Raw genomic sequence first — 17,902 nt, 5'->3', positions numbered from 1 at the left:
GCACGAGCGCCATTGTTATTTGCAGAGGTTAGCGTGCAGTGCTCGTTAAAAATTTGCTGTGGATGATGATAATTAAAGGCATCTTCAAACCCCATAGCGCGCGCCACCATGCTGATAATTTGCCAGTCGTGTTTTGCCTCGCCAACAGGGGCTAGCAAACCGCGCTGCCTGGAGATGCGCCGCTCAGAATTAGTTACGGTGCCGTTTTTTTCAGACCATCCCGTAGCGGGCAATACAATATCAGCAAAGCGCAGCGTATCATTTTTAGCCGCAGTCTCAGACACAATCACTAATTCGCAATTGGCCAGCGCCTTTTCAACTAAAGCTCTGTTTGGCATGCTTGCAACGGGGTTAGTTGCCATTATCCATAAGCATTTAAGCTTGCCATCGGCAGCGGCCTGAAACATATCGACGGCTTTTAAACCCGGTTTGGTAATTAAATTTGGCGCCTGCCAAAATGTACTTACTGTTTGGTGATGCTCAGGGTCTTCAATATCCATATGCGCCGCTAGCATAGTCGATAAACCACCTACTTCTCGCCCGCCCATTGCGTTGGGTTGGCCGGTGATTGAAAACGGACCACACCCCTCTCGGCCTATTTTTCCGCTGGCTAAGTGGCAGTTTATAATAGCGTTTCCTTTATCAACACCAGTGGTAGATTGATTAATACCCATCGAAAAGAAGCTGATGACGCGCGGTAGTTCAACAAACCAATTGTAGAGAGTATTTAAATACTCTTGTGGCACATCGCAAGCTTCAGATACGGCTTCCAGAGACCAAGATGACGCTGCTTTTAGTGCATCATCAAACCCATTTGTAGATGCCTCAATAAATGGGTTATCTAAGGCGTTATTGTCTGCTAAGTAATGTAGTAAACCGCAAAATAAGGCACTGTCTGAGCCTGGCCGAAGGGCTATATGTAAGTCTGCTAGCGTGTTGCTGTCGGTGCGACGAGGGTCGATAATTACTACCTTCATTGCAGGGTTTCTCAGTTTAGCGCGCTCAATACGCTGATAAAGCACGGGGTGAGTCCACGCCGCATTACTGCCTATTAAAATCAGTAAGTCAGTGTGCTCTAAATCGTCGTAGTTACAGGGCACAATATCTTCGCCAAAGGCGCGCTTATAGGCCACTACCGCCGATGACATACACAATCTCGAATTCGTATCGATATTAGCCGTGCCAATAAAGCCTTTCATCAACTTATTGGCCACGTAGTAATCTTCTGTCAGTAACTGACCCGAGCCATACAATCCAATAGCATCAGGCCCATGCTGCTCAATAATTTGTGTTAAACGCCCAGCAATCTCCTTGGTTGCCGTGTCCCAAGTCGCTACTTGACCAAAAACAAGAGGTTGAGTTAAGCGCTTATGCTTATCAAGGGTTTCTAATAAGTGGGTGCCTTTAATACACAGTCGACCGTAATTTGCAGGGTGTTCAGGACTTCCCGTAAGTTGGCTTAACTGCCCTTGCATGCCACCACGCTGAATAACATCGACGCCACAACCAACGCCACAGTACGGACACGTAGTTTGCAGCAACCTATCGTCTTGACAAGTGTGGTTGGGTGGCGTTGGTGTAGGTGTTGTAGTCATAATCAATCTGATTGGCTAATGTGCTATAACGATGCGACTAAAACACGGTTTTGATCTACCCGTATTTCATATGGTTGTATGCTGACTTCTTCCCGTTCTAGGCATCGTCCCGTGGCAAGCACGTAATGCTCTTTGTAAAGCGGTGATGCCACTACAATATTGCCTTGTAAAGTGCCCACAATACCGCGGTACAAGACATTAGCTTGCCCAACCGGATCCCAATTGCTAACACCAAAATACTGAGTATTCCCGTCTACCTGAATTTTAAAAAGAGCGATTTGCGTGCCCTCAAGCAGCACACACACCCCACTATTTGTGACAAGGTCGTCGGTATGACACACATCGTTCCACGTTGTTAACACCTCAGCCTGAGCCTGCATAAACTTCTCCTAAATGATATCTACTGGAATGGCCTGTTGACCTGCGTATTTTTCGGCGCTGGTGGCAGGACGAATTTGATCTCTTTCGGTAACAAACTGAATGTTTGAGTCGGTTTCGTCGCTGTTTACAAACTGGCGGAACCGTTTAAGCGCCTCAGGCGATTCAATGGTGGTTTTCCATTCGCACTGATAGCTGTCGGTAATATGTTGCATTTGAGCCTCAAGGTCGTCACAAATACCAAGCGAATCGTCGATAACCACCGACTTGAGGTAGTCCAACCCACCTTCAAGGTTCTCCATCCACACCGAGGTACGCTGAAGCCGATCGGCAGTTTTTGTGTAAAACATCAGCACGCGGTCGATGTATTTCACCAGTGTTGCGTCATCTAAATCGGTGGCGAATAGGTCGGCATGGCGCGGCTTCATGCCACCATTACCACAAACGTAAAGGTTCCAACCGTTTTCCGTTGCAATAATGCCAATGTCTTTCCCTTGAGCCTCAGCGCATTCCCGTGTACATCCCGATACTCCAAATTTAATTTTATGCGGTGCACGCAGCCCCTTATAGCGGTTTTCTAAATCGATAGCTTGGCCAACTGAGTCTTGCACACCAAACCTACACCACGTGCTGCCCACACAAGATTTGACTGTACGTAACGACTTCGCATAGGCATGTCCGGTCTCAAAACCACCGGCCACTAACTTTTGCCAAATTGCAGGGAGTTGCTCTACGCGTGCGCCAAATAAGTCAACGCGCTGACCGCCCGTAATTTTGGTGTAAAGGTTGTATTCTTTTGCAACTTCGCCCAATAAAATGAGCTTATCTGGGGTAATTTCACCACCCGCTACCCGCGGCACAACAGAGTAAGTGCCGTCTTTTTGCATGTTGCCCAAATACGTATCGTTAGTGTCTTGAAGCGGCTGGTGCGCCTGACGAAGAATATAATCGTTCCATACCGACGCAAATATCGATGCTGCGGCTGGTTTACAAATTTCGCAGCCCAACCCTTTACCATGCTTATCAAGCAGCTCGTCAAACGTCTCAATATTTTCTACTTGAATAAGGTGATAGAGCTCTTGGCGAGTGTGATTGAAATGTTCGCAAATGGCTTTAGATACTTCTACACCACGTTTCTCTAGTTCGGCATCGACAACGTTTTTCAGTAATGCCGAACATCCTCCACAGCCCGTACTCGCTTTTGTGCACGACTTTATATCGCCTAAAGAGCAACTGCCGCTTTCGATAGCCTCGACAATATCGCCTTTAGATACGTTGTGACATGAACAAATAGTGGCGCTATCGCCAAGGGCATCGGCCCCTAACAAGGGCTTTTCCCCTGAGGAAGGCAATATCAGTGCCTCTGGCGCGTCGGGCAGCGCAATGTTGTTTAGGGCATATTGCAACAAGGTATCGTAATCGCTGGTATCGCCGATAAGCACCGCACCTATTACGTGGGTTTTGGTTTCATCTACAATAAGCTTTTTGTACACGCCTGCAGGTTGGTCGTGGTAGGTGTATACCAACGCCCCTGTGGTTTTACCGTGAGCATCGCCAATAGACCCCACTTCAACACCCATTAGCTTGAGCTTGGTGCTCATATCCGCACCTGCAAATTCGCCCTCACTGTTGGTAAGACTTGCAGCGGCGGCGCGAGCCATGGCGTACCCTGGCGCGACTAAGCCGTAAATACGATTTTCCCACAATGCGCATTCACCAATCGCGTACACGTTAGGATCGGAGGTTATACATTGATTATCGATAACGATACCGCCGCGTTCACCTACTACTAAATCAAATTCGCGGGCTAGCTGATCACTAGGTCGTATACCGGCAGAAAATAACACCATATCGGTTTCAAGGTGTGAACCATCAGAAAATTTCATTCGGTAGCGGCACTGCTCGCCGGCCTCGATAACTTCCGTGGCTTTTTGTGTATGTACTTGTACGCCGAGCGCTTCAATTTTATCTTTAAGCAGCGCCCCTCCCATTGCATCAAGCTGCACCGCCATTAACTGTGGTGCAAATTCAACCACATGTGTTTCTAGACCTGCTGATTTAAGCGCGTTTGCTGCTTCAAGCCCAAGTAAACCACCTCCCACGACAACGCCTATTTTACTTTGTGCTGCAGAGGCACTGATAGATTCAAGATCTTCAATGGTGCGATATACCAAACAATGTTCTTGCTCGTTGCCAGGAATAGGAGGCACAAAAGGGTAAGAGCCTGTCGCCAGCACGAGTTTATCGTAGGGGTATGAAGTACCGTCTTTCGTTGTCACGACTTGATGGATACGATCAATATTAGTGACCCACGCACCGGTAACTGCGTTTACACCCCACTGCTGATACGTTTTTTCGTCGGTAAGCGCTAAATCGGCTGCGGTTTTACCCGTAAAGTACGACGATAGATAAACGCGGTCGTAAGCTAAACGGCCCTCTCCACTTAACACGGTAATATGATAGTCAGCTTTGCTGTTAATAAGTTGCTCAACAAAGTGATGGCCAACCATACCGTTGCCAATTATCACTATGCGTTGTTGTTGCTGTGAGGAAAGCGTCATCTCGTTCACCTTTATTTAAAGCAAAAAAAAGCCCGCAACCATTTCTGGCTGCGGGCTTCATTGCCTGATTAAGTACAGTATTAATTGTGTTGTTACTCGATGATACGTAGGTACCTAGTCGAGACTATGAAAATTAATAATACAAGTATAGTGCCAATGCTTTTCATCACTATATTACAAAGACTTAGCCATATAGCTTTGGCGTAGACCCAGCGATATCGCACCATTAGAAAGCAAAAAAGATAATTTATGGTGCATTAGCGTAGTACTGAATAACTCACTGCCTGTACGTAGCTGGAGCCGCTCGCTAAGTATAATGAACAACAAACATAACAATGAGCAATACCAGCAATACGCCAGACACGGTTTGCCATGCCCGCACTGGATGTTGCTCCATCAGGGGCAAGCTTTTACGGTAAGACGGATTAGGGTGATTTAAGTCGTATAGAAATTCAGACAAGCTCGGATAGCGTTTCGACGCTTTAGGATGACAAGCCCGTTTCAGCGCTTCGTCAACCCACATAGGGACAGCAACATTTCGTTGTAGCAGACTGATATAGCGCAATTTAAGTAGCCCTGAGTAGTTGCTCTTCTTGGCAACGTTACTGTTAAAGGGGTACTCACCACTTAATAAAAAATATAAGACCACTGCTAAAGAAAATTGATCAGCGCTTTCATCGGGCCACAGCCCTACAAAGTATTCCGGAGCGGTGAACAATAGATCGCCAGGAATGCCAAGCTGCACATCACTTTGCGAAACATGATAACCCGCTATGCTCGCTGCACCAAAGTCTACCAGTGTAATTTTACCGTTTTCATCAACCATGATGTTATCCGGTTTAATATCTTGATGAAGCACCTCTTGCCGATGCAGTGCCGTTAGGGCGCTAACGATTTGCGCACTCCAGTCTCGAACCTCTGAAAGAGAGACACTACCAACGTCGTCTCGATATTGGCGTAAACTTGTTCCAGGTGTGTACGCCATGGCAATATAAAAGTAATGTCGTAAAAAAGGGGACGTATAATTTTTAAGGACATTATCATGTTGGACCCGCGCACCAACCCACTCTTCTTTCACCATTTCATCTAAAAAGCTTTCGTTTTCATGCATTGACTTTGCAGGAATTTTTAACACTGCCTGATGATTGTGGAGGTTATGCTTAGCAAGAAAAACCAGACTGCGTTCACTGGTATATAACTGCCGCTGTATTGTCCAATCGTCTATGACATCGTTTGATTTGGGCGTATCTAAAAAAGGAAGGAAGCCATTTGAGGCATAATGTACTTTCTCTTCATTAGCAATGGATATTACCTCAAGCAGCACTACAGTGACGTTATCGTCACAATCTGCATTCAGTGCTGCTTGCGCTATATGCTGTGCGCTCAAGTCGATACTAGGCGTATTATGCTGATGAATTGCGTACCATGTTTTTGGCGACAAGGTATCCGCTATGCCATCTGTCATCAATACAAATATATCGCTAGGCGCAAGCGTTCGGATCGCCATATCAATGCTTAAGTTAGGCCGAATACCGAGGGCATTACTTAAATAAGTATGTTTACCCTCCCCGGCTTCTCGATGTTGACAGGTGCAAGGCGTTACTTCACCGCGGTGTACGTGATAGATGCTGCTATCACCACAATGCAGTAACACCGCAGACTGTCCTTTCAAAATGACTGCACTAAAGGTACAGACATAGCCTTTATCAAGGTTTTCAAAATAAGGGCTTTGTTGGTTTTTTATGTAAAGCTCGGTGTTTATGGTACGCAGTACGTGTTGTGCCGCCCTCGACAAAGACCACACATTGCTTGTTCGAGAGAATTCACGAACGAACGTTTCAACGGCGAAGTTGCTTGCATACTGACTAACCTGACTACTACTTATTCCATCAGACACAACAGCGATAGCATCGAAATTTGCCGATGGCGAAAAATCAGGCACCACCACACAATGGTGATCCTGATTAATCGGTTTTGTGCCCTTGTTCGAAAAGGCACCATGGCGAAGGGTGAACACGGCTTATACTTTGTCATTCACTTTTGCTGCAAGTACCGTTTTATTGCTAGCACCTGTAGCGATAACGCGTTTAGGGGCAGTGCGCACATGCGTAGAATAAATAGTCAAACCAGTAAACGCTAAGCCTCCCACTAAATTACCCAGTGCGGTAGGAATTTCATTCCAAATAAAGTAATCCATCACAGAGAACTCGCCACCCATAATTAAGCCGAACGGAAACAAAAACATGTTAACCACCGAATGCTCAAATCCCATGAAGAAGAACAGCATGATAGGCATCCACATCGCCAACACTTTACCGCTTACGTGAGTAGATATCATTGCACCAACAACACCAAGCGATACCATCCAGTTACACAACATGCCGCGAATAAAAATAGAAAACCAGCCTGCAACGCCGTGCTCTGCATACCCTAACGTTCTCGCTTCACCGATACCTGCCACCTTAGCCGCTATAGCACCACCATCAATGTTGTAGCCCATGGTAAATACAAACGACATCATAAATGCCACGCTCAGCGCACCTGCAAAATTACCTAAAAACACCAACCCCCAGTTACGTAAAATCTGCGGCCATGTCACGCCAGGTCGTTTTGCCAACCAGGCTAATGGAGTAAGCACAAAAACACCGGTAAGTAGGTCAAACCCCATGAGGTACAGCATACAAAAACCAACAGGGAAGAGTATTGCACCAATTAAAAACACCCCTGTTTGAACCGCAATGGTTATTGCAAAAACCGCGGCTAACGCCAAAATGGCCCCCGCCATAAAAGCGCGAATTAATGTGTCGCGGGTAGACATATATATTTTGGATTCGCCAGCATCAACCATCTTGGTTGCAAATTCAGAAGGAAGTAAATACGCCATGCTTGATCACCTTTTCTATTGATATTAATTCCTTAGAAACATTCTTTACCTAAATGTCAGGCACAAAAAAGCGCCCGCTCTTATTTCCTAGAAAATAAGTTGCGGACGCCTTTATCCGAATATTGTTCTTAAACAATCTGCATTGTTCATAAAAAGTAAAACAATATTGATGCCAATATTGAGGCACAAATCTTTAAATGAAATTCCTTTCTATAACAGACAATTACTCAACGGTAAGAATAAACGTCTTCGATATCCCCCTCATCGTTTGCACCTGTCTCGAGAAAGAACGCACTAATTTGGAGCATGATGTAGTGCAATCCCTTTGCTTGCTTATGTGACCAGTCCATTATTTTTGAGCAAGATAGCAAATAGTAGCGTCCAACTACTTACATTAGATTATATCGATGTGAATCCCTTGCAGTTTGATTGAAGGGAACAACATTTGCTTATCCTATGTATCTCTTTTCTGGATACTTCACGATGAGCAATCACAGCGATATCACAAAACGATTCTTTTTGCTGGCCAAGCATCAAGAAATACAGGCACTGCGACACTTATCATCAAATTGCAAAATAGTGAAAGCGGTAACGGAGATGATTCATCAACTGCAGCGCGAGCGCGGTATGAGCAATGTATTTCTATGTTCACGAGGCGAACGTTTTGCCACTCAAAGGGCACAACAAGAAACCGCAAGTGAGATGAGTGAGAAAACACTTCGCAGCTTGCTTAACGCTTTATACCTATCTAATTCTGATAATGGACTTACCATGCGATTGGTTACTACCATTACATTTGCGTTACAAGGTATTGATAACCTTAAGGATTTACGCAGCAAAGTGGCGCTGCAGCAACTCACACCAACCGAATCGACCAATGCATTTTGCCGCCTAATTGCCGCGTTGATTGATGTGATTTTTGAAGCCGCCGATGTTGCAAACGATCCTGCTATCACTCGACTTTTAGTAGCGCTATTTAATTTTATTCAAGGTAAAGAGTATGCGGGACAAGAGCGCGCTTGTGGCGCAATTGGGTTCTCTTCGAGCCACTTCCAGCAATCTTTGTGCGATCGAATTACAGCACTGACAGACTCACAAAATCACTCGTTTGAGACGTTTAGTAAATTTGCCGATGACACAGAACTTTCTATGTGGCAGCAACAACTAGAAAGTGACCATGCCCAACACCTGAGCCGACTACGTAAAATGATTTGCGAGCTTGGCGATACAGACACTTGCACCGCTGAGCTCAGCGAAATTTGGTATGACATAGCCACGTTGCGAATTGACGCGATGCAAGACATAGAGGAACACATTACCGATAGGCTGATAGAAAAAGCAACACTTAGAATTGCTCAAGCCCAGGAGGAGTTGCGTGACAACGAACTTCTGATTGCTTCTTTAAATAATAGCCCTCCAATTAGTAGCCCTCCAACTGGCGATACACCTATTTCGATGATTTACGATAAAACCGTTAAAGGACTTTCAATGGAAGGCACTCATAATGAGATGGGGATTACCTCTACATCACTTTCTGCACATAAGTCGTTTTACGACTTAATTCGTCAACAAGCGCAACATATTCAGGATATTGCTAACGAGCTAAATGGGGCCAAACAAGCCCTTAACGAGCAAAAAGCGATTGATAGAGTAAAGTTGCTATTGATGCAGCAGGGAAAACTAAGCGAGAGCCAGGCTTACAAAAAGTTGCAATCTGCGGCAATGGAGCAAAATATACGTATAGCTGAGCTAGCACAGCGCATGCTCGAAAGCCTAAGTTAATTAGCATTTGCCGCTGTTCGCTGAGACACAATAATCCTCTTTTCATACTGAGTTGACAAAAACGGATGTCACGCTCTTTTGCAGCATGAAAGTGCCTGTGATCACGAGATATATGCCGAATGCGCGTTTTAGCATATTGGGGTTGAGGTTGTGCGCAACCTTTGCACCAAACGGAGCGGTAAGCAAGGAAATAGCGCTTATAGCAACCCAACCTATGGCATTCACGTAGCCCAAGGAACCCAGCGGTAAGCCCGTTTTGCCCCAACCGATAATAATAAACCCCAGTGTGCCAGGTATCGCTATTAGCGCGCCGAAAGCAGAGGCTGTTCCTATGGCCTGATGGATAGGCCGGTTAGATAAGGTCATGGTTAACACGGTGATAGTGCCGCCACCAATGCCAAGCAGTGCTGATATACCACCTAAAAACGTGGCAAGCGTTGCTTTAGCACGCCCCTCTGGCATGGTTTTATTTAGTCGCTTGTGGGCCAGCCAATTGGGAAATAAAAAGTGTACCGATAGCAGCAATACACCTGCACCAAATACACCCACTAACAGCGACGCGTCGGCGTCTGAGGCAATCACTAAGCCCACAACTACGCCCAATATAATCCAAGGTGCCCAGCTTTTTACTACAGTAAAATCTACTGCGTTGCGCTTTGAATGAGAACGAGCGGCTCGCAGGCTGGTAGTGATAATGGTAGCTAGCGAAGTACCAATGGCTAAGTGCACGGCAACATTATCCGCCACGCCCATCTTGTTAAAAATGACAAGTAAAACAGGTACAACAACAAAGCCTCCGCCAATACCAAAAAGACCGGCAGTAAAGCCTGCACAGGCGCCAGCTGACAACATGGCGATAAGCAGCCATAGCGTTTCAGCTGACAATAGCGTCATTATTTTACGCCCTCAAAAATCAACTTTTGCACTCGGCGGCCAGTGTTAACTTCTGTGGTGTACAAGTTACCATCGCTATCGGTATCAATACTGTGAAGCCATGTGAATTGCCCTGGATAGCGACCGTTTCTACCTATTGAACCTAGAAGCGTGAGCGACTCGCGCTCATAAATCCATATGCGACCATTCATCATGTCGGCAACGTAGAGGTAAGTTTCATCAGGCGAAAATGCCACGTCGGTTGCCGAACCCACGCCGCCAGTAGGTGCAGCTACCACGAGGTTGTGTTCAAACGAAATATCACCACTTTTCTCTCGTTTAAAGATTTGAACGCGATTGTTGCGTCTGTCGCAGACATAAATTAAGCCGTCTGATGACTGGTTAACGCAGTGCACAATGTTGCCAAACAGAGGGTTTTCAACATCGACGCCCTGGGCCTGCGGCTGCGCTGCTTGAGACTGATCAAACGCGCCTTCACGGGTTGGGCCAGTTGGCTTATTGCCGTAAGCTCCCCAGATATGTGCCGCTTTTTTGTCTTTAGTATCAAAAGCCACCATGCGGGCATTAATATAGCCGTCAGAAATAACCACCTCATCGGCATTGGGGTCATAAAAAACATCAGACGGATTGCCTAGCGTTACATCATCGGCGTTACCGGCTGTCTTTCCTCGCTCACCAAGCTGCTGGATGAATTCGCCATCGAAATTGAAGTTAGCCACCACGTGATCGCCTTCACCGTTTCCGGCAATCCAGACTGAATCGTTAGGGTCGACATATAAACCATGCACATTTACCGGCCATTGATTAACGCCATCCACTGTGGGCGCATGCGACGCACCTCCCCATGCGGTGGCTACCTCACCGTGTGGCGTAAAACGAATAACGTGAGGTGCAGGCTCGCAGCACAACGCCGTTTTTGGCGTTGCAGCTAAGCCTGTATCGAATTTACCGAGGGAGTTAGGACGCTGCAAAATCCATACGTGGTCGTATTTATCAATGGATAATCCACTTACCTGCCCGAGCAACCATGTGTCTGGCAGCGAAGGCCAGTTAGCATCCACAGAAAAGCGAGGCATTGGTGTGCTTCCATTGGGATAAGTTTCAATGGGCACTATTGCTTCAAGAGGGCTTTTTTCTTTAGCAGGAGCTACTGAAGGTGAATTACCGTCTTCTTTCATTGCAGCAAATAAAGGGGTACTCAGTAAGCTGAAGACAATAAGCGTTGATAAAGTATGATGCACAACATCACCTCCATAGTGTTAAGGGCAAGGGATTTGGACAGACAATATCCTATGGCTAAACTTACCGCTTCGCACAGGATTAACGATGAATCTCATCACTTCTGCGTTATTTTAGTGAAAATGGGAATAGTTCGTTGCGGGCGCTCATTTTTCAGGGCCCATCGACTATGTAGGAATGATACGAAGACAACATGCCGATATTCCCAACAAAAGGCGGTTTTGGTGCTGATTTTGGTGTTAATAAAACGCTCACATTGGATCTAACGTGAGCAACACTCTTTTTTCACCTTTCGCAACAGGACATGAACGATGCACGGCCCCTAACGACTCATGCCAAGCTTCGCCCTTCAGCATACCAACCTCGAACGCATTCATTGTTTGAATGTCGTTGTCTTTGTAGTACATACCAAAATTCGTTTGAGAAAAGGGCTGCATACTTTCAGTAAAAGGCGTTGAGCACAGTTGTTCAAGCGGAAGCCACTGAGTTCCAGCTCCAAGGTACGTGTTTACAAGGCGTACGGGTATATTATCTTTATGAAAGCTAGGGCACATTGCTGAGGTAAGCGGTACTAACCGAAGGCCCACTTCTTTGCAATCGAACAAACATGTGAGCATGTCGGTCAGTAAATAAACATCATCGATAACGTCAGCTTTGCCATCGTGCTTAGGCAGCATATTATCTAGCAGCTGCTTAAGCGTATTAACCTCAAAAACACCTTTTATACCTAACCCTAACGATGTAAAAACCTCTTCAAAGTAGCGAACGATAGCATCATTTTTCTCTCGTTCCCAAATGGTGACGCTTTTTGTATCGCAGATAATATCGCCAAGTACGATAGGTGACTGTCCACTGCTCCAAGAGCATGTATTATTTTCTTTCAATGCAAGCATGGTAGTGCCCCCAAAATTAAATAGCCCGGTAACGCAGACCACTCATATAACGCCCGAAACAATGTTATAACATAACAAAAAATTTTAATATTGTAAATTTGATAGCTGAACGTATGTAAAAGCGTGTGTTGATTGGATAGTGATGGTATTGAGTATGGGAGGATGGCGCACCTGGCGCGATTCGAACGCGCGACCTTCGGCTTCGGAGGCCGACACTCTATCCAGCTGAGCTACAGGTGCTATAAATGAAGTTTGCAGAAATTAATGAATGTTAATAAACACATTAGCAAACGCGCCGTAATGATACTTAGGCCATAGGCAGGCATCAACTAGTTTGTTCTTTTCTTTCTATTTAATTGATGTTCGATTGTTAAAAATCCTTACTTTTTATAGGTAATTGGATTCTAATAGTTGTTCAGCCGCCATTTACCGTTATAATCTGGCCAGTTATATTTTAAACAAATTCATCATTGCCTGGAGACAGATGTGAAATTAAAGACTTGGTTAACTGTTGCTGCTACGGCGCTAACTATTTTTGCAGCGCAAGCGCAAGAAATGAGTAACGATGAAATTGCAGAGCGTATTAAGCCACTTGGCAGAGTACATGTTGCAGGCGCTGCCGCTGAAGGCAACACTGCCGCCGCGGGCGGAGCAAAATCTGGTGAAGATATTTACAACTCTGCATGCGTAGCTTGCCACAGTGCAGGTGTGCTTGGTGCTCCTAAATTTCAGGTAGCCGCTGATTGGCAACCTCGCCTAGACGACCGCGGTCTCGACGGCGTTTGGCAAAATGCTATAAACGGCATCAACGCTATGCCTCCTATGGGTACGTGTGGCAACTGTTCAGAAGACGATATTAAAGCCGCAATCGAATACATGATTGAAGGTATTTAAACTAATAGTTGATAGTTTAAGTTGTTTGAAAAATTAGCGTTTTTTCGGTGGATGAGGTAAGTTATTCCGCTACATAAAATGAAAGTTTTTTATTGGCGAGTGGAATGTCATCAAATTCGACACAATCTGAGCTGTCTGAAGAGGAGCTGCGGGAACTTATACCGCAGCTTCAACAGCTTACAGATAAGTACAAGCGTGCTGAACGTGTTCAGAAAGCGCTTTTCGATATTTCCGAGCTCGCCAGTTCAGTTAGTAATCTAAACCACCTCTACACATCTATTCATGAAATCATTGGCGATTTTATGAATGCCGACAACTTTTACGTCGCTTTTTACGACCCTGAAAGCAACATTGTCGATTTTTCCTATTTCGTTGATGAATTTGACGAGCAGACCGTACGCCAACTTCCTGCTGAATCGCTAATGGACGGCATGACCGGTTATATTCTTAAGTCGGGTAATCATCTTTTTTACAAGCGTGACGAAGAACACAAGTTTGCTGAAGAGCTTGGCTTTAAGCTTGTCGGCTCCCCCCCTTATGAGTTATGCGGCGTTCCGCTTAAGCGCGGCAGCCAGGTTATTGGGGCTATGGTTGTACAGACTTACGATGAAGGTGTGCACTACACGCAAGAAGACTTAGAAGTACTGCTATTTGTATCACAGCACATTGTTACCACTGTTGACCGTGTTAAAAATCGTGAGCTTACCGAACGCACTATTCGTGATAGAACGCGTCAGCTGAGACGAACTAACGACGATTTACAGGAAGAAATTCTTGAACGCCAAAAAGTAGAGTCGCTTCAGCAAGCACTGTTCGAAATATCCGAGCTTGCCGCTAATCTTGAAGGCGACATGAACGCGTTTTATTCAAGTTTACATGAGATTCTTGCAAGGCTGATAAGCGCTCCAAACTGCTATATTGCGATTGTGGATAAGTCTCAAAATAAGCTTGAATTCCCGTATTTTAGTGACATAGAGCAAGAAACCATTGACCCAAGACCGCTAAGTTTTGGATTAACAGAGTTTGTGCTTCGCACCGGACAGGCAGAGCTAATTAACCCACCCCGGGTGCTGCAGCTAGCTGAAAGTGGCGAGCTTGATGTGACTGTGGCACAAAAAATGTTGAAAAGTGCGAACTCGTGGTTAGGCTCTCCACTTGTTGTAGATGGCGACATAGCGGGTGTTATTGCTGTTCAAACCTATGGAAAGCACGCCAAGTACACCGCTCGTGATCAAGAGCTTTTACGCTTTGTATCCCATCATATTGCGGTGGCTATGGAGCGCAAAAGTAATACGGAAGCCATTCAGCAGTACAATATGCAACTTGAAGAACGGGTGAAGGAGCGCACCGCAGAGCTTAATCGCGCCAACTCGTTTTTACAGCAACAAATAGATGAACGTAAAGAGATTGAGTTAAAGCTCATTCACGATGCCCACCACGACTCGCTAACCGATTTGCCAAATCGAGCAATGTTTACCAGTCGTCTAGAACTTGCGGTAGCTAGCAAACAGCGTTACAGCGAAAATATGTTTGCCGTTTTGTTTATCGACCTAGACCGCTTTAAAGTGATTAACGATACCCTGGGTCACCATGCTGGCGATGAATTTTTAATTGAAGTTTCTAAGCGCATTGCACTGTGTATTCGAGGCCACGATTTACTGGCTCGATTAGGCGGCGATGAGTTTGTTGTGCTACTCGATAACTTTGATGACAACGCAGATGTTGAAGAAGTAGCCAGTCGTATTATCTCTTCAATATCAGAGCCTTTCCTACTTGATGGCCGTGAAATGTATTCCGGTGCGAGTATTGGTATTGCTCATCTTGAGCGCTATTACAATAGTGCTGATGAAGTACTGCGCGACGCCGATGCCGCTATGTACCAAGCTAAAACACTTGGCCGCGGACGCTTTGTTATGTTCGATAAGAGCATGCGTGAACGCTTAATTGAAGAGCTTGAGCTTGAAAACGAATTTAGACGCGCTCTTAGAGACGAAGAGTTTGATTTTTTCTTGCAACCCGTCATCAATCTTATCGACAACAGCATTTTGTATAAGGAAATGTACGTTCGCTGGTCGCACCCTACTTACGGTAAAATTGCGAGAGAGCAATTTAGACAAGTAGCAGATCATAGTGGATTAACTATCGATTTAGATCTCTTCCAGTTAGCTAAAGCATGTGAGCTAATAAAGCGCTTTGAAGGCACCGAGGAAGCGATTGAGCGCATTGCCGTTAATGTATCTATTAATCATTTGCTACAACCTTCAATGGTTAACCAAATGACCGAGGTTATTGCTGACTCGGGCATTAAAGCAAATCGATTAGTGTTTGAGTTCGATGAGAATGATTTGAATCGTCGCTCGCAGTTTATACTGCCGGCAATTAAAAAGTTAAAACGCGCTGGCGTAACACTAGTGCTCGATAACTTTGGTAGTGGTTTAGCCTCGCTAAGCTACCTTTTTGCCTACCCCTTCGACTTTATTAAGATTGACCATAGATTCGTGAAATCGTTACCAAGGTCTCAGCGTAACCTTAAGCTTATTCAGTCGGTTATGTTAATTTCAGAGCACTTGAAGTTTAATGTGATTGCAGAAGGCGTAGATTCGCCCGCTCAGCTTAGTGCACTAAACGATATTGAATGTGTATATGGTCAAGGTAAAACACTGCAGCGCGCCGTTGTTTTAAATATGACTAAATCAACTGAATGAGCGCCATGTAGTAAGTAAGCGCTCACATTGCACTATTTTTTGCCCAGAATATCTCTTAGATTTGCAATACCCACCTGAGCCTTTTGTTGACGCTCTTCTTTAGACGCCTTGGGTTTTTGATTTTCCCATTGAATATCGTCTGGCGGCAGTTCGAACAAGAACCGGCTGGGCTCTGGCTGAATCACCTCACCAAATTGCCTGCGCTCCTTCGCTAAACTAAATATTAACTCTCGTTGCGCCCGCGTTATGCCTACGTAAGCTAAACGTCGCTCTTCTTCTACATTGTCTTCATCTACACTGCTTTGATGGGGTAACAACCCCTCTTCCATTCCCACAAGAAACACAATAGGAAACTCTAGTCCTTTTGAGGCGTGCAGCGTCATAAGCTGTACTTGGTCGCTTTCACCATCTTCTTCGCCACGCTCCATCATATCGCGAAGTATGAGACGATTTACTACCTCGGTGAGGGTCATCGGAGCATCAAGGTCGTTACCCTCAAGCATATCGGTAACCCAGCCAAAAAGTGTACTTACATTGGCCATTGCCATTTCAGCAGCTTTAGGGCTTGCGCTTGACTCGTATAGCCACTCTTCATAACCCATTGTACGGATCATGCTTCTTACTGCATCTGCCGTATTGCCGCGCTCTGCATTATCAGATAGCTCTACGACCCATCGGGCAAAACCAGACACTGAATGAAACGCTTTATCGGGCAATACGCTGTTTAGGTTGCTGTGTGTTGCAGCCTCAAACATGGACACACCCAGGCTATTTGCAAAATTGCCCAGTTTTTCCAGTGTGGCTCGACCAATACCACGGCTCGGAGTGTTGATAATACGTAGCAGTGCATTGTCATCGTCTTGATTCACCAACAGCCTCAAGTATGCCATGATGTCTTTCACTTCGGTGCGCCCAAAGAACGACATGCCCCCGCTTATTTTGTAAGGAATGCGGTTGCTCATTAGTAGCTTTTCGAACAAACGACTTTGGTGGTTACCACGGTATAATATCGCGTAATCTTTGAACTTGGTTCGGTTCATGAATTTATGGGCTAATAGCTCTGCTATAACACGCTCAGCTTCATGTTCTTCGTTTTTGGCTTCAATAACTTTTAATGTTTCACCGTAGTGAAGTTCTGAAAACAGGGTTTTATCGAATAAATGGGGGTTGTTCTGAATTAAGATATTCGCGCAATGCAGTATACGCCCCGAAGAGCGATAGTTTTGCTGCAGCTTAATAACGTTTAAACGCGGAAAGTCTTTTTGCAATAAATTCAGGTTTTGTGGTTTGGCCCCACGCCAAGAATAGATAGACTGGTCGTCATCGCCTACCACAGTAAAACGAGAGCGTTCGCCAACAAGTAGCTTCACCAATTCGTACTGACTGGTATTGGTATCTTGATACTCATCAACCAGTAAGTAACGTATTTTGCTTTGCCACTTAGCTCGAACCTCCTCATTTGTTTTTAACAGCAGCGTAGGCAATAAAATAAGGTCGTCGAAATCTAAGGCATTATAGGCTTTTAAATTGTCTTGGTAGCGTCTATAAGCCTCTGCAAATTCTTGCTCGCCAGTGCTCTGAGCTTGCTTTAATAAGGCATCGGGCAGCACCAAATCGTTTTTCCAATTTGAAATACAGCTTTGCAGTAACTTCAACTGGTCTTTATCACCGTCTAAGGTGTCGGCGGTGAGGTCGGTTAGAAGAGACAGAGAGTCTTTGTCATCAAACAGGGAAAAGCCTGGCTTTAGCCCTAAGTCTTTCACGTGAGATTTAATAATATTTAGACCAAGGGTGTGAAACGTGGAAACCTTAAGCCCTCGCGCCTCTGGCTTGCCTAGGGTTTGCGCCACCCGCTCCTTCATCTCTCGAGCTGCTTTATTGGTAAAGGTTACCGCTGCGATATAGCGAGCAGGCATGTCACAGTTTCTAACTAAATGAGCTATCTTGTTGGTGATTACACGAGTTTTACCACTGCCTGCGCCGGCTAATACTAAGCATGGGCCCGATACGAAAGTAACGGCAGACTCTTGAGCTTCATTGAGTTTCATTTTTTTCCTAAAACAGGGTTAACAGGCAG

Annotated in this window: 11 protein-coding genes, 1 tRNA gene and 1 pseudogene; 3 read left to right on the top strand and 10 right to left on the bottom strand. The window is 45.3% G+C overall.

Going from position 1 to position 17,902, the window contains the following annotated elements; translation table 11 throughout:
• Positions 1-113: 113 nt before the first annotated feature.
• The 5 genes and pseudogenes from V7R39_RS17835 to V7R39_RS09450 all read right to left on the bottom strand — a co-directional run.
• Positions 114-1,595, bottom strand: a pseudogene (locus tag V7R39_RS17835) (molybdopterin-dependent oxidoreductase); the annotation flags it as partial.
• A gap of 23 nt (positions 1,596-1,618) precedes the next feature.
• Positions 1,619-1,975, bottom strand: coding sequence for a nitrite reductase small subunit NirD (gene nirD, locus V7R39_RS09465; RefSeq protein WP_334030293.1), 357 nt, complete (start codon positions 1,973-1,975; stop codon positions 1,619-1,621).
• A 9-nt stretch (positions 1,976-1,984) separates the two neighbouring features.
• Positions 1,985-4,534 carry a nitrite reductase large subunit NirB gene (nirB, locus tag V7R39_RS09460; protein ID WP_334030292.1) on the bottom strand — a complete coding sequence of 850 codons (2,550 nt, stop codon included), beginning with the start codon at positions 4,532-4,534 and terminating at the stop codon, positions 1,985-1,987.
• Between the two features lie 307 nt (positions 4,535-4,841).
• Complete coding sequence (locus tag V7R39_RS09455) at positions 4,842-6,551, bottom strand: bifunctional protein-serine/threonine kinase/phosphatase (protein WP_334030290.1); 1,710 nt, start codon at positions 6,549-6,551, stop codon at positions 4,842-4,844.
• Positions 6,552-6,554: 3 nt separating this feature from the next.
• Positions 6,555-7,418: a formate/nitrite transporter family protein gene (locus V7R39_RS09450; protein WP_100970827.1), complete on the bottom strand. Its 864-nt coding sequence runs from the start codon at positions 7,416-7,418 to the stop codon at positions 6,555-6,557.
• A 483-nt stretch (positions 7,419-7,901) separates the two neighbouring features.
• Here V7R39_RS09450 and V7R39_RS09445 point away from each other — a divergent pair, with 483 nt between their 5' ends.
• The gene (locus V7R39_RS09445; RefSeq protein ID WP_334030288.1) at positions 7,902-9,200 is read left to right on the top strand and encodes a nitrate- and nitrite sensing domain-containing protein; all 1,299 of its coding nucleotides are present in this window, start codon (positions 7,902-7,904) and stop codon (positions 9,198-9,200) included.
• A 42-nt stretch (positions 9,201-9,242) separates the two neighbouring features.
• On the opposite strand, the gene V7R39_RS09440 is transcribed toward V7R39_RS09445, so the two are convergent.
• From V7R39_RS09440 to V7R39_RS09425, 4 genes are all read right to left on the bottom strand, one after another.
• Positions 9,243-10,094 carry a sulfite exporter TauE/SafE family protein gene (locus V7R39_RS09440; RefSeq protein WP_334030286.1) on the bottom strand — a complete coding sequence of 284 codons (852 nt, stop codon included), beginning with the start codon at positions 10,092-10,094 and terminating at the stop codon, positions 9,243-9,245.
• Complete coding sequence (locus tag V7R39_RS09435; protein ID WP_334030285.1) at positions 10,094-11,335, bottom strand: hypothetical protein; 1,242 nt, start codon at positions 11,333-11,335, stop codon at positions 10,094-10,096. Before V7R39_RS09435 ends, V7R39_RS09440 begins: the two co-directional genes overlap by 1 nt.
• Positions 11,336-11,584: 249 nt before the next feature.
• Complete coding sequence (locus tag V7R39_RS09430; protein WP_334030284.1) at positions 11,585-12,226, bottom strand: DUF1826 domain-containing protein; 642 nt, start codon at positions 12,224-12,226, stop codon at positions 11,585-11,587.
• 163 nt (positions 12,227-12,389) lie between these two features.
• Positions 12,390-12,466 (bottom strand) — tRNA-Arg (locus tag V7R39_RS09425).
• A gap of 246 nt (positions 12,467-12,712) precedes the next feature.
• On the opposite strand from V7R39_RS09425, the gene V7R39_RS09420 reads away from it, so the two are divergent.
• Both V7R39_RS09420 and V7R39_RS09415 read left to right on the top strand, forming a co-directional pair.
• The gene (locus V7R39_RS09420; protein ID WP_334030283.1) at positions 12,713-13,120 is read left to right on the top strand and encodes a c-type cytochrome; all 408 of its coding nucleotides are present in this window, start codon (positions 12,713-12,715) and stop codon (positions 13,118-13,120) included.
• A 104-nt stretch (positions 13,121-13,224) separates the two neighbouring features.
• Positions 13,225-15,825 carry a sensor domain-containing phosphodiesterase gene (locus tag V7R39_RS09415; protein WP_334030281.1) on the top strand — a complete coding sequence of 867 codons (2,601 nt, stop codon included), beginning with the start codon at positions 13,225-13,227 and terminating at the stop codon, positions 15,823-15,825.
• 32 nt (positions 15,826-15,857) lie between these two features.
• On the opposite strand, the gene rep is transcribed toward V7R39_RS09415, so the two are convergent.
• Positions 15,858-17,873: a DNA helicase Rep gene (gene rep, locus V7R39_RS09410; protein ID WP_334030279.1), complete on the bottom strand. Its 2,016-nt coding sequence runs from the start codon at positions 17,871-17,873 to the stop codon at positions 15,858-15,860.
• Positions 17,874-17,902 lie beyond the last annotated feature (29 nt).

Origin of the sequence: Alteromonas sp. P256, from assembly GCF_036864455.1 — a bacterium.
In the GTDB taxonomy this organism is placed as follows: domain Bacteria; phylum Pseudomonadota; class Gammaproteobacteria; order Enterobacterales; family Alteromonadaceae; genus Alteromonas.
This window is presented reverse-complemented; position numbering and strand designations above follow the sequence as displayed.

What these genes read in the sequence shown, in the direction of transcription:
- nirD (WP_334030293.1), bottom strand. Translation starts at nt 1,975, where the DNA reads ATGCAGGCTCAGGCTGAGGTGTTAACAACGTGGAACGATGTGTGTCAT.
- nirB (WP_334030292.1), bottom strand. Translation starts at nt 4,534, where the DNA reads ATGACGCTTTCCTCACAGCAACAACAACGCATAGTGATAATTGGCAAC.
- V7R39_RS09450 (WP_100970827.1), bottom strand. Translation starts at nt 7,418, where the DNA reads ATGGCGTATTTACTTCCTTCTGAATTTGCAACCAAGATGGTTGATGCT.
- V7R39_RS09445 (WP_334030288.1), top strand. Translation starts at nt 7,902, where the DNA reads ATGAGCAATCACAGCGATATCACAAAACGATTCTTTTTGCTGGCCAAG.
- V7R39_RS09440 (WP_334030286.1), bottom strand. Translation starts at nt 10,094, where the DNA reads ATGACGCTATTGTCAGCTGAAACGCTATGGCTGCTTATCGCCATGTTG.
- V7R39_RS09430 (WP_334030284.1), bottom strand. Translation starts at nt 12,226, where the DNA reads ATGCTTGCATTGAAAGAAAATAATACATGCTCTTGGAGCAGTGGACAG.
- V7R39_RS09415 (WP_334030281.1), top strand. Translation starts at nt 13,225, where the DNA reads ATGTCATCAAATTCGACACAATCTGAGCTGTCTGAAGAGGAGCTGCGG.
- rep (WP_334030279.1), bottom strand. Translation starts at nt 17,873, where the DNA reads ATGAAACTCAATGAAGCTCAAGAGTCTGCCGTTACTTTCGTATCGGGC.